Here is a 12,876-nt window from a genome sequence, read left to right as displayed (position 1 = left end):
ACTAGTTAACGTCTATGCAAACTTAAAATCAAACTAATTAATAGTACTACGATGGGATTACAAAAACAGCGAATTTTCTTAGAAAAAAATGTCGAAACTAAGGCACGACATTCCGAAATAATCGGTGAAAGTACGGCGATTAAAAATTCGTTGACTTTACTTGATAAAATAGCTTATACTTCCTGTACAGTTTTAATTACAGGGGAAACAGGTACGGGGAAAGAACTGGTAGCAAGAGCAATTCACAATAATTCACCCCGAAAAAATAAATCTATGATAAAGGTTAATTGTGCAACCCTGCCAGCGAACTTGATCGAATCAGAATTATTTGGTCACGAACGTGGAAGCTTTACAGGGGCCTATGAACGACATATCGGCAAATTTGAGATGGCAAATAATAACACACTATTTTTGGATGAGATTGGGGAGATGCCACTGGAGCTGCAGGCAAAATTGCTTAGTGTACTTCAGGATCGAGTAATATATCGTATCGGCAGCAAAAACACCATTACAATAGACGTTAGAATCATTGCTGCTACAAACCGCAACCTAGAATTGGAGGTAGAAGAAGGTCGCTTTAGGGCCGATCTTTACTATAGATTAAATATATTCCCCATTGAATTGCCCTCGCTGAGAGAAAGAAGAGACGACATTATTCCATTAGCTAATCATTTTATTGAGAAAATTTCAGAAAGGTTAGCAAAGAAAATTAATATGGTAACACATTGGGCTTTTCAGGACTTATTAGATTATGATTGGCCCGGCAACATCAGAGAGTTGGAACATACTGTTGAGCGAAGCATTTTGTTGGCTGAAGATAAAACTATAAGACGATTCTGCATACCGGTTAAGAAAAGAAAATTGATGGCAAAATCCGGGCAAGATCGGACTTTTATTAAAACAATTGCCGAAAATGAACGCGATCACATCACGCTGATACTTGAATATTGCCGGGGAAGAATTTCGGGTATAAATGGGGCAGCACATTTGCTGGGAGTACCATCAACCACTTTACATTCAAAACTAAAACGGTTAGGTATTGATAAGTTCGACTCAGGACACTAATAGATTTCCGGTAAGGCGTCTATCAGCTGAGTTTGGTGCCGGTTAAGCTAAATATCGAAAAATCGAATGGCATAACGCAGGCTAAAGTCATAGCGTTGTCGAAACGCGCAAATTGGTAAACATCAGGATTAATGGCGAAAAAAAACAGGCATGAAACGAAGCACCGGTACAGCAAAATCGAAACAAAAAGCAATGACTTCTCGATATACCAGTATTTTACCTTAGCAATTAATGGTAATCATCCATGTTCTTTCCACGCCATTTCAATCATGGACGCTATCCTCTTTTTGGGTCGCCGATAAGTCCGCATTTTAAAATTCAGGAACGGAGTAGTTGTCCACTCAATTTATAAACTCTTCTGGGACGACGCCAGATGTGGAGATTTCCAACTCTGAAGCGGTTCGTTTTAAGCTGGTACTTAGGCTACTCCATTTATTCCGCAAATCTGGCGGTTAGCTTTTTCGAAACAGAATGATATATTTTCAGGTCCTCCCTATTGAGGCTTTCTATGCCACCATAAGTTTCTATTCTGTTACCATCGTTATTTTCAACCTTCATGTTTTGATCTAATTTACTTCAGACAACCCATCATTAAGAATTGCTATTAAATAGTGTCGAATTTCTGGTAATGCCCCTTGGGCGAATTAACGAAACCGGTCAGGTATATAGATCATAAAGTGATCTGAGTAGCGATAATGAACGTGCCTTTTGATGCAGCCTGCACGTTGTTTTCCACGATCGGCCTAGTCTGATATTTGATAGTTAACTTGGCGTAATGTCCGTCCAGGAATATATTACCGCCCGCACTCCAGTATGTAAAGTTGGCATTACCATAACGCTGGAATTTTTGCAGACTGAATTCGCCGAAAGGTTGGATGCGCGTATTGGAGTTGGTCAGACTTTTAGGTAATAATAAGCCGGCCTGTGTGAACCAGCTCCAACCTGTCCCGATCAGGGGGGCATTATTTCCAGGCCCTGCCTGGGAAACGTGGCCGGTATAGCCAAAATCCTCACTGACATTCGCATTCATAATAGCCCCGTTCCTTAAATAGTTAGGACCAAAATTATAATGATAGTAAACACTATATGCTGTAAGTGCCCAGTTTTTACGGCCTCCAAAAGGCAAGTCAGCAAAACTGTCGATCGCCCATAGATTGATATTATGGCGGATAAGCGGTGACGAGGCGCTATTTCCGGCTTGTGTAACCGTACCTTCGCCCGCATGGTAATAGCCGGCACCAATATTAAAAATCTTCTTTGTTCCAACATATGTCCCCGTTGTATATGGCATTGGGTTGCCTTCCCTGTCAAATAACTGCCAAGCTGCATACCCGGTTGTGGCCAGTTTACCCGTTGCGTTGTTGTCAACAGCATATTTGATCTCAGGCGAACCTACAGGATAGTTAATTGGATTGGAGAGTACTGTAAATGGTTTATTGAGCGACCATCTGTATACTACCGGCCCGGCATTACCCTTGAAGTAAATGCCTAAGGCGCGTGCAAATTGGTCGGATAGCTCAACTGTTGGCCAGTTATAGATGGGAGCGTCCAAGGCCAGGTAATTGGAGGAACTTGCAGAGGTCATCCGGCTCAGGCCCATCCAATAATGAAGCCCTGAACCGATATATAGCGAAAAAGACCTGGATTTACCTGTTTTCATATCTTTATCAGCGATCAGTGTAAACTCATTGGTTAGTCCGTGTAGATAGATGCCAGGCTTTTTTCCTAATGTTCCGTTAAATGTGTTTCCTCCATTGCCGGTACTGCCCCCTCCTGGCGTTCCTCCAGAGGAAAAAGTTTGATTGTCCATCCCGATATCGGTAAGGATCAGAAATCGGGGTCCCAATTGCCCGATCGTTATGAACCGGAATTGCCTCAGACTGAAATCAGTCCAACTATGTTTAGGGACACCATTTACAAGCGTTCCGGGGTTTGCCTCAGTATGTCTTGCCCAAAATGTTGCAGATGTAATGAAGCGGATGTATTTCCTTCCGGTGCTGTCGAATTTTACTGTCATTCCTTCATTATAGTCACTTGATTCCCCTTGTCCGAGAGCATCGAATGAAATGGATATTAATACCGCAAAAAGAAGGGTGAAGCAGGTAATTGGGCTCTTGATCATAACAATCTACTGTTATAGAACATAATATTTAGTAAAAATCCGGTGTTTATTACATTCCAAATTAACAAGCAAAATTTAAATCAAAGTTATTTGGCTCATTCGCCAGCTTTCCGGGTGGGCGGATGAGGTGCCAACAGGCAAATCGCCGGACAAGCAACAAATAAACGCGTCTTTCGATGAATCCCCCACCTCAAAGTAATTAAATAAAACGCAAACGGATGTTCAGCTTTGCCGTATAATTGACAAAGCTGAACATTCCCAGCGCCCGATGATAGAAAGCGGAACATCTAAGAAAGTTTATTGGTTGTACGTATACGTTGCAGCCTCTTCGATTACCTTTAAAACCTCATCCGGGTGGGATAGCATCATAACATGGGAAGAAGAAATTTCAATTGTTTTAGCCTTCATTCTTTTTGCCATAAAACGTTCAAGGTCTGGGTGAATAGTCTTATCGTTTTTGGCAACGATAAACCAGCAGGGCTTATTTTTCCAAGCTGGAGCACCGCTTTTATCGTCAAAAACAGTATGGAAAGCAGGTGTTTGCGTTGCGTAAAGGATTGATTGTAATTGTGGATTCAGGTCAGGCGCAAATACTTTCTTCACGCCTTCTTCTGAAATAAAAACGGTGCCATCCGTTGGGATAAGGTATTTGATAAGTTCAGTTGCAGGGGCATTCTTTGAAACGTCGGATAACGATTCATCAGCTTCAGGCCCGTAAGCCGCAAGATAAACTATACCCTGTACCTTCGGGTCATTACCGGCTTGGGTAATCACCATGCCACCCCAGGAGTGTCCGACAAGGATGACTTTTCCTTTAGCCAGCGCTATCGCTTTTTTTGTTGCGTTTACGTCATCGGCAAGTGAAGTGACTGAGTTTTGTACGGACATAACGGGATAACCTTTAGCTTGTAACTCTTTTATCTGGTTACTGAAGCAGGAGCCATCGGCCCAAATCCCGTGTACAAAAACGATTGTTGGTTTGGTGTTGTTCGTAGTTTGTCCCATTGTTGTCATTGTTGATAGTAGCACTAAAATTAGAATAGAATAAAATTTGATAGTTTTCATGGCATTAAGATTAATTTATATTGATATGAATAAATTCGGTTCGGTCGTGGACAGCCTTTCCGCTCGGGACTGGTTAGCAATTCTCGACGCTCTTTTATTGCGAAGGGGCATGCAAAAACAAAATTGTTCATGTAGCCATTTGTAAGTTAACAGATGCTTATTTACCAGCCAATAACGAACCTAAATGTGACCTTCTATGCTGAAACCTGATTTCAAATGGAGACAATTTGGTCGGTCACAACGAGATCAACTATGCTCACTGCACCCTGAGTTTCGTAAAAACCGCACACCTTATTTTGACAGTTTTCCCCACTTTCATTTCACAGTATACCAATGGCTTACACCAAGTTTGGATTGCAGGAATGCTGATCATATCCGGTTATTTTAGCTAACATTTTCTTAACCAAAGTTCTGGCTGTTCAGGTGATTTTTTATATTATTTAAATGATAACAATTGTCATTTAAGTAATTAATAACGAGCAACCATTTTTCTTCTCGGTAGCTAGTTCGGAATATACCGATTGGTTGTTTAATTATTTATTGAAACGCCTCTGCATAAAATCAGACTAATTATTCCTCATCTGGAAAAAAATGTAAGTTTTCGCCCTCTTTAAAAACGACGTAAACACGTTTCCATGGCTCATCATTCATGATATCCCATTTATGGCCGGTACCATTGTTGTCGGTTGCGATAAGTACTTCTCCCGGTTGAAGTATAAAAGTTTCACCCACGAATGTTTCAAACTTCAGGATACCCGCTATGCTTATCACATATCTTGGCACGGGGTCTGTATGCCAATCCCAGGACGAATGAGGCTCAGTTTCTTTAAACTGCGTATATTCCGCTCGTACAGTAGCATTGTTGCTAATACTACCTGTTTTTACGTGTGAATGACCATCATCACCCGTATATAGTAAATATGCTCTAATCACGACATTACATTGTTATGCTTTAAACGCCCTCTGTCTTGTTCGCAACCAGGCAATTAAAAACAAATTAGTTTAAACAAACTAAGTCAGCGACATCAATTTCAATCAGTTTTAACTTATTTCCCGACAGCATTTTCCCGGCAATGGTTCATTCTCCAGATCATTCAGGTTTGGGAGAACCGCATCTCATACTTCAGCACCAAAGTCAATATCGAATAATAAAACCTGCTAATAGAAAGTACTCCGATAAACGAGTTGTAACATTTATTGATCAGGTTTGCGGGGGGTAACTTTAAATTCAACAAGCGTTCAGAAAATTGTTATAGACCTGCCCGTTTATGGCTCTACAAAGATTTACCGATCCGTTAACCCAAAACGATATCACAAATGATTAATAAAGGGCGCTGTATGGCCTGCGATCATTACAATAATAGATGCATTGCCAGCTCACGCACCTTTGTAAACGAGACGTGTGAAAAATTGACCGTTTATAGCAAATCCGCCAAATTTTGCGTCAAATGCCGCAGTTGGTTTTAATGCTAAAACCTCCGGAAGGGACTTTCCCTGTTTTTTTAACGTTTGAATTTTTGAAAATATGGCGGTAAGCATGTCATGAAATTCAATCAAATGTTGTCTTTTGGCTATCGGACCATGTCCGGGAATGATAAGCGTTTCGTTTGTTGTCCGGTCTATGTTGATTTTAGCTGCTGCAATCATGCCACTTATATTTCCGCCGGTCGAATAATCAATAAATGGATAATAGCCATTCCAGAATGTGTCCGCAGTATGCAAAACATTGGCATTCGCGAAAAATATGGAGCTGTCTCCGTCAGTATGGGCGTGCGGATAAGTTTTAACAGATACTTTTTCGCCGTTAAACTGAAGATGATATTCATTGTCATAAACTATTGATGGCAAGCCTGCGGCAGAATGTGGCGGAAAGGTAAAATCCCAGTCTTCCACACGGGTTGTCTTCGATAGATGCTTCTTTGTAACGTCCTGAGCAATAATTGTTGCGCCAGTTTCATGGAGCCATTCGTTGCCATCAGCATGGTCGAAATGCCAGTGGCTGTTGATCACATATTGAATTGGATGCTTGCTTATGCTGTTTAAAGCGGATAGGATATGTGGCTGTGAAACTGCTATCCCTGTGTCTACTAATAATTTTCCCTCCGCAGCTGATAATACGGCGATATTTCCGCCCGAACCGTCAAGCATGGAAATATTTCCACGCAATTTTGTCACTGTGATTCTTGCTGTTTTCGCAGCATTTGTTATAGCAACCACAGGGTTCTGCTGCTGTGCAAAAATCGACTTTGGAAACATTAAAGAACCTGCGGTGATCAGACTCGCATTACTTATGAATTTGCGACGGTTGATCTTGATTAAATATTGACTATTCATAAATCTTTGTTAAGTAAAACCTTCGCTTTTTTATGGTTTAAAACGCTGCCGGTTAATCATTTTTAACTAGCCATTCGATTCCTTATATACGATCGGCTAACACATCAAATTTAATCTGGCGATTACCTTAATTCTAATCACATTAATTATATCAGCTATTAAATAATTTATAAATCTTTTAGCCTATTCCAATCCCCAATCATCGGCATCCGAGCTCAAACAAGATTAATCTCAAACTATTCCGCGATCATTATTAAGCTTTTATCCGTATTGATAAGCTGATTTGATCCAAGCCTCGGACTAACTAATAAAATATTTCCTACATTACCCAACCCACCTAGCAATATATCCTACGAAAATACTAGGTGCTTTCTGGGAACCAAATGTCCTTTAAGCGTAATCATCTTAATATTTAAACATGTGTTATTCTACAATTTGAATTAATTACACCGCCCTAATTACAAATATTTTCAATTGAATTCTTAGCGTCGATAATCGCTTCAATATCCGCATGGATGTCCGAACTTTTGCCGTTTCCCTCTACTACATAGGCGAAAGCGGCAAAATCCAGGTTTAATTCAGGAATGCCGCTTTTTTTATTGCTTGTAATTTTCTGAAAATAAGCGAGATTTAAAAAAAGTAAATTTTTTCTCGGGGTTCGAACGTCTTCTTTTTTATTAAAAGTAATCCCTTCCGAAAATACCAATATTTTTATCTGTTGCTTAGTGACATAATTGGCTAAACCACACCTGATTTAGCCCGTTCGGCCAATTTAAAAATGACCACTTTTAGTGCTTGATTTCAAGCCATTAGGAAAAGAAAGCAAATGAACGAAGAGGGATCTGTGCTATTGGTTTATCCAATAAGGCATCGAAATTTAGATATTATTTAGCCTTCCTGATCACCAGATGCACCTTTGCCGGGTCATTCAACAACCGCTCAAATATCTCCTCTATAATTTCGCGAACATCCTGTTTGATCTGCAAATAATTGCGCTGGACAATACCCGCATTGATCACCCGAACAGCCGGTATCGGCTGATATGCATCCGCTTCTTTTTTCAAGGCCTCATGATCGTTGACGATCTCGCAATGAAAACCCTTCAGTTCGATCTTCTCATCCGGGTTATCCGCCACCAAACCAACGAATTCACCGGAACTCAACGCCGAGATCCGTGAGGCCGGCACCGCAGCCTCCAGCTGCTTCGACCGGCTGATCGACGTATCGCTCCTGTTGATGGATAAACTTTCCCTGTCCTGCATAATGCGCCCGATCTTTTCGGAAACCATTTTGGCCGTATCACCCGCCACCTGGCCAACCGCCATATTGCCCACGATGTTCATGATCACATCCGCCGCTTCACGGCCATACTCCTTGCGCAACTGACTGGCATCCTGTATCCCCAAACAGGTACTGATCAGGTTACTTCGCCCGGTCGCAATCGTAGCGATCACATCAGCCACCAGGCTGGGGTACTCATCTAAAATTAAACTGCACTTCAACCGGTTTTTCTGGTTGATGATCTTCAGCAAGCGGTTCACAAAAAGCGACAACACCGCCCCATAGATCTGTATTTTCTGCGGGTTATTCCCCATACAAACGATCTTTGGCTTGGCCGGGTCATTGATATCCAGCGTAAACTCGTTGCCCGACAGGATATAATACAACTGCGGTGAAGCGATACGCGACATGGTGATCTTCGCCGAAGCGATCTGCCCCTCCAGTTGCTCCACCGCGTCCCGCAGGTAAGCGCTGACAAAAGGATTGATCAGCACATCGATCTCCTGCTCCGTCCGCAATACCGTAAAAAGCTTATCATATTCCGCCTGCATCAGCTCGACCACATGCGGCAGCGTGCAAAATTCACCGCCCTGGTAACGCCGCAAAAACCAGATAATCGCTGTCAAAAAGTTAATCGGTGATTCCACAAAAAAGTCCCCCTGCTTTTTCACCCATTCCCGGTTCAGCCCCAGCAGGATCGTCCGCGCAGATTCCACCGCGTCCGTGATATCGTGCATCGCCGAAGGATCCAGCGGGTTGCAGCGATGGCTGTGCGCCAGGTCATCAAAATTGATACTGTAGAAATCCGGCGTGACCTTATACCCACCCTTATATTTCAGCCAGGTATTATAAGCGATGACCGAGAGGTCGGGCATCTTGAAATCATACACGAACATCGCAAAGCCCTTGCGAATATGCTGCGTAATAAAATGCCGGATCAGGAAATAACTCTTACCCGCCCCCGGACTGCCAATCACCGCCGTCGAACGGAAGGGGTTGATAATATTCAGCCAGCCAACCCGCCATTTCCCCCGCAACCGGTAACGCGTCGGCAGGTTCACCGAATACTCATTTTCCAGCAGCCGCTCCTCCTGCGGAAAAGTCTCGTTGTCCCGGTTAAAAATATCCCCCGAAAGCCTGTCCCGGATGATCCGGGACAGCATCGTCCCACCGCTCAAAAACAGCAGGAACCCCAACCCGCAAAGCCCCATATAGCCAGCGGCTACCAACTCCAAACTACCTCTGATCAGCAAGACCAGCTCACTCCCAAAAAACAGCACCAGCCCAACCGCCAGAAAAAGCGCCGCCGTCTTCCAGGTCTGCTTTTCATCCTTCTTCCCCCGCACCCCGATCAGCGCGATCACCAGGAACCCCAGCGCGAAAAACTTAGGCCGGTTAAACCCATCCAGCAAACCCGTTCGCCCCACATTTTCGAGTATGCGGTCCACTAATGGCGCCGTCAGCCGCCATCCGGCAAACGCCCCATAACAAACCACATAAAAGTGTAAAGCCAACAGCACAATTGCAATCAGCCGCGTCATATCCAGGATCTGGCGCATGGCCTGATCATTCTCTCCCGTCTGCATCTTATCCTCCTCACCTGATCAATCCTCAACTCTCACCCGAAAATTTGGGCACAACAATAGCCTGCCAGCTTTTCCTCACCGGAAAAACGGCCTCTTCAAAACCCAAAAAACTCCCGAACTACCCCGGCGACAAACGCCTTTTTTTCTTACGCTTTCTGCGCCTCAACTCCCAGTCCATCGCCTCCGGCTGGTAACCGGTATCCAGCAATACCTCCACCAACCCGGCCGCAGGTTCTTTTTTCCCCTCGCCAGCCCCCACATATCCACCATGCCCGCGCCCCGGTTCGCCGACCCGCCATGCCCCGCCACCCGGCCGCTGCGCCTCGCCGCTTTGTTTTTCCCCCTCGCTCGCAACCAGACCTTTGCAGCGCTCCAGCATCGCTTTGGCACTATAGTTTTTTCCCAGCTCACTACCATTCATCACCACCCGATGAACATGATCCACATACGTGATCCCGTAAACCAGCCCTGCCTCATTCTGCCGCAAAACCAGGTCAATACCCTCTTTTTTCAAAACCGCTTTTAACGCATCCAATTCCAGCTCTCTACCCGACAAAGCCAGGTCGATAACGGTCCGCAAATGCCGTTGCCCCTCAACCGGTTTAACCTTATTCCATTCAAACATAGCCCGCAGGTCTTTCAAAACAGGCTTACCCGCAAAAAGGCTCGCCTTAACCGCTGTACCCACTTTATTCCCTTCCGCATCCAGCACGCGGAACACCAGCCCCTCATGCCGCCTGACCCGGCTATCCACTGCACCCGGATCGGCCACCACGTTATACAAACCCAGCACCGCATTCAATTCCGGCAGAGACGCGAACTTGTACTCCTTCAGCACAAAACTCAGCACCCTACCAATGGCTTTTTTCGTCTCCGACTTCCCATACAATACCCGCGCGGCATCGACAACCTCGGGCTTCAACACGGCCCGTCTTTGTTTACTTTCCGCCGGCACCAAGCCATACTTTTCCTCCATTGCCAGCCTCGCCGGCTCCGACTTATTCACACCCAATTTATGCAGCGTAATCGCACTGCCATCCGGCCGGATATTCGTTGTCACCAAATGCAGGTGCGGATGCCCTGCATCCCGGTGCCGGTAGACTAAAAACGGCTGTTCGCCAAAGCCGATCTGCTCCAGGTAGTCGCGCGCAATCGCCAGCAATTTGTCTTCCGAAAGCTGCTCCGAAGGATCGAAATTCAGCGAGATATGCAGGCTGTTTACCTTCGTCCGCTGGTTCAATTCCGTCAGCTTTTCAAAGCGCCGCAGCAACTCCGTAAAACCCAATAAAGAAGGATGTTTCAGAAAGCCCGAAGCCTCCAGCCGGTCGGCCTGATCCGTTTTAACTTTATGCTCATTATAGCTGATCACCCGGGCCATCGAAGTGCTGTTATGGATCACTGCAACCATGCCGATTCGATCACCGCCATCCGCGCATATATGGCCGACAACTGCTTAAATAAAACCACCTTATCCACATCCCAGCGCTGCAGCCAATCCTGCATCTGCGGCGCATGATCGAGCGTATGCAGCCGGTGTACCGCCTGGTTAAAATTCACGCCGATAGCATTCAGCTCTTTCTTCAGCAGCACCAATTCCGCCACCAGCTCATCCGCCGAAACATTGCGCGTTTTCACCGTCAGCTTCCGACCGAACAATACCTGCCGGACATAAGCACTCAGCTTTTTCAGCGTCGTTTGCTTCCAGCGCCCAGACAGCAAATCATACTCCTCGGTCGTTAGCCGAAAATTGATCACCCGCCACCGGCCCGTCTTTTTCTGCGCGTTTACTTCATCCATCATATCCAATCAAAAACAGCCCAAAATCAGTCTAAACACCCTATAACAGCTCAATTTCTCCACGCGAAGGCGCCCGAGTTCCGAGGGCGGCAGGAAATAGTTGTAAGACAACTATACATCTTGCCGTTTGCGCACAAGGCAAACTCAACCCATGGGCAGACGAGGGGAAAAAGAATAAACCACCTGTCCGCTTCACAAACCGCCGACCTTCAGGCGTTGACGCTGTTCCGGCACCAACCCCTTACGGCAGAGCCACTCGTTTAAATCCTTAAACTGGCTGTAAAAACCGCTCTCATCCCAATAACGCTTTCCCAAAGCCAGGGCCTCGTTCCGGTAACGCTTGCCCGTCGCATCATTGTCCAGCCATAAATGCACCCGCTCATGCGATTCCAGGAAAGGCAGCGCCCGCCCGAACAAAGCCGCACTGTTCAGCACCACCAGGTTCGTCGCCCGGGGATCGTCATAAGGGTGCAATACCCGCCAGGAAAGCAAATCAAAAAAGCCCTCGAAAACCTGCACCGAAGGTGCCCCGAAATTGTAAGTTGTGATCGTTTTTGGCGAGCAACAGCACTTAGCGATCTTGCTCCGGATCTCATACCCCCCGGCATCATTTTTAAACCCGATGCCATACAATTCGTGACCGCCCACCTTATAGCGAACCTCCATACAAAACTCATCCGCAACCGCCACCGGGATACCCCGCTCATGCAGGTAATTTTTGAGCGGAAAAGAAAAGATCGGCCGTACATCATTAACCACCAATTGCGGCTCCGCAACCACCGGCTTCCTGATGTGCAACACCTGCCCGCCAGCGCCCTCGCCATTATTAAACCGCACCAGCAATTCACTAACCGTGCAGCCAAAATAACGCAACCCCAGATCCACCAGGTTGCCACCCGCAGCCAGCCCGAAATCATACCAGCGGTTCAGCCGCTGGTTAACCTTAAAACTCGCGTCCGCCTCCTCCCGTAAAGGCGACCGGTACCAGTACTCATAACCCTTTTTCACCACTTCCGGCTCAAAGCCCAGACCCGCCAGCCAGGCCACTATATCCAGTGCCCTGATCTGATCCAATGACATCCGTTCCGCTTCCATATCCATCTCCTCCATCATCACGAACAACCAAAAGTAAAGCGGCCAAACGACATCCACACATCCCGACTAAATTTTGAACAGGATCGTTTCGATGCTACCCCTTAGCTTTGTCCCATTATTTAACCATTTAAATTTTACGACATGGCAAAAGATGTGTTGGGAACGGTGTACGAAACCCTGTTATGTACACCGGGGATGAATGAAGGCGTAAAAATCGATCTTAAGGTTAGTCGAAAGGTTGTATTACTATTCAGCAGCGTGATCGAAAACGGCCTGCAACCCGATCAGGCAAAAGCCAACCTGCTGGCCCTGGTTCCTCCGGCAGATGCAGAAGAACTCAGGAACTTTTCTGATGAATGCCTGAAAAAGGCCGGGCTCAAAGAATTGAGCGAAAAGATCAAATTATTTTAAAATCAGGGGTGGGCAACCACCCCTTTTAATTACCATCAATCAGCCTTGCCAACGGATAGCCAATATCCGTTCATTAATCTGCCGGATCACCTTATTGACGAAAGAAGAATAAAAAATCAA

General features: G+C 45.5%; 11 protein-coding genes. 2 read left to right on the top strand and 9 right to left on the bottom strand.

All coding sequences use genetic code 11. From position 1 onward, the window contains the following. The first annotated feature begins 51 nt into the window (after positions 1-51). Positions 52-1,065 carry a sigma-54 interaction domain-containing protein gene (locus tag FHW88_RS24445; RefSeq protein ID WP_176628271.1) on the top strand — a complete coding sequence of 338 codons (1,014 nt, stop codon included), beginning with the start codon at positions 52-54 and terminating at the stop codon, positions 1,063-1,065. A gap of 670 nt (positions 1,066-1,735) precedes the next feature. On the opposite strand, the gene FHW88_RS24440 is transcribed toward FHW88_RS24445, so the two are convergent. The 9 genes from FHW88_RS24440 to FHW88_RS30350 form a co-directional block, all read right to left on the bottom strand. Further along, on the bottom strand, positions 1,736-3,187 hold the full coding sequence (locus FHW88_RS24440; RefSeq protein WP_176628270.1) for a porin: 1,452 nt from the start codon (positions 3,185-3,187) through the stop codon (positions 1,736-1,738). Between the two features lie 297 nt (positions 3,188-3,484). Then, positions 3,485-4,252 (bottom strand): alpha/beta hydrolase, encoded by a 768-nt coding sequence (locus FHW88_RS24435; RefSeq protein WP_176628269.1) that lies wholly within the window; start codon positions 4,250-4,252, stop codon positions 3,485-3,487. 570 nt (positions 4,253-4,822) lie between these two features. Next, positions 4,823-5,185, bottom strand: coding sequence for a hypothetical protein (locus FHW88_RS24430; RefSeq protein ID WP_176628268.1), 363 nt, complete (start codon positions 5,183-5,185; stop codon positions 4,823-4,825). Positions 5,186-5,629: 444 nt separating this feature from the next. Next, entirely contained in the window at positions 5,630-6,586 is a 957-nt protein-coding gene (locus tag FHW88_RS24425; protein WP_176628267.1) for an MBL fold metallo-hydrolase, read from the bottom strand. Positions 6,587-7,040: 454 nt separating this feature from the next. Beyond that, positions 7,041-7,292 (bottom strand): hypothetical protein, encoded by a 252-nt coding sequence (locus tag FHW88_RS24420; RefSeq protein WP_176628266.1) that lies wholly within the window; start codon positions 7,290-7,292, stop codon positions 7,041-7,043. Positions 7,293-7,470: 178 nt separating this feature from the next. Next, positions 7,471-9,453, bottom strand: coding sequence for a conjugal transfer protein MobC (gene mobC, locus FHW88_RS24415; protein ID WP_176628265.1), 1,983 nt, complete (start codon positions 9,451-9,453; stop codon positions 7,471-7,473). A gap of 118 nt (positions 9,454-9,571) precedes the next feature. Next, positions 9,572-10,831: a relaxase/mobilization nuclease domain-containing protein gene (locus tag FHW88_RS24410; protein ID WP_176628264.1), complete on the bottom strand. Its 1,260-nt coding sequence runs from the start codon at positions 10,829-10,831 to the stop codon at positions 9,572-9,574. Between the two features lie 17 nt (positions 10,832-10,848). After that, positions 10,849-11,253 carry a plasmid mobilization protein gene (locus tag FHW88_RS24405; protein WP_255485424.1) on the bottom strand — a complete coding sequence of 135 codons (405 nt, stop codon included), beginning with the start codon at positions 11,251-11,253 and terminating at the stop codon, positions 10,849-10,851. 189 nt (positions 11,254-11,442) lie between these two features. Continuing rightward, entirely contained in the window at positions 11,443-12,402 is a 960-nt protein-coding gene (locus FHW88_RS30350; RefSeq protein WP_176628263.1) for a toprim domain-containing protein, read from the bottom strand. An 84-nt stretch (positions 12,403-12,486) separates the two neighbouring features. Between FHW88_RS30350 and FHW88_RS24395 the strand changes: the two genes are divergently transcribed. Next, positions 12,487-12,756 (top strand): hypothetical protein, encoded by a 270-nt coding sequence (locus FHW88_RS24395; protein WP_176628262.1) that lies wholly within the window; start codon positions 12,487-12,489, stop codon positions 12,754-12,756. The last annotated feature ends 120 nt before the right edge of the window (positions 12,757-12,876 follow it).

Origin of the sequence: Mucilaginibacter sp. SG538B, assembly GCF_013376065.1 — a bacterium.
GTDB lineage: Bacteria > Bacteroidota > Bacteroidia > Sphingobacteriales > Sphingobacteriaceae > Mucilaginibacter > Mucilaginibacter rubeus.
This window is presented reverse-complemented; position numbering and strand designations above follow the sequence as displayed.

Coding starts and splice junctions, on each gene's coding strand:
- FHW88_RS24445 (WP_176628271.1), top strand. CDS start 52: ATGGGATTACAAAAACAGCGAATTTTCTTAGAAAAAAATGTCGAAACT.
- FHW88_RS24440 (WP_176628270.1), bottom strand. CDS start 3,187: ATGATCAAGAGCCCAATTACCTGCTTCACCCTTCTTTTTGCGGTATTA.
- FHW88_RS24435 (WP_176628269.1), bottom strand. CDS start 4,252: ATGAAAACTATCAAATTTTATTCTATTCTAATTTTAGTGCTACTATCA.
- FHW88_RS24425 (WP_176628267.1), bottom strand. CDS start 6,586: ATGAATAGTCAATATTTAATCAAGATCAACCGTCGCAAATTCATAAGT.
- mobC (WP_176628265.1), bottom strand. CDS start 9,453: ATGCAGACGGGAGAGAATGATCAGGCCATGCGCCAGATCCTGGATATG.
- FHW88_RS24410 (WP_176628264.1), bottom strand. CDS start 10,831: ATGGCCCGGGTGATCAGCTATAATGAGCATAAAGTTAAAACGGATCAG.
- FHW88_RS24405 (WP_255485424.1), bottom strand. CDS start 11,253: ATGATGGATGAAGTAAACGCGCAGAAAAAGACGGGCCGGTGGCGGGTG.
- FHW88_RS24395 (WP_176628262.1), top strand. CDS start 12,487: ATGGCAAAAGATGTGTTGGGAACGGTGTACGAAACCCTGTTATGTACA.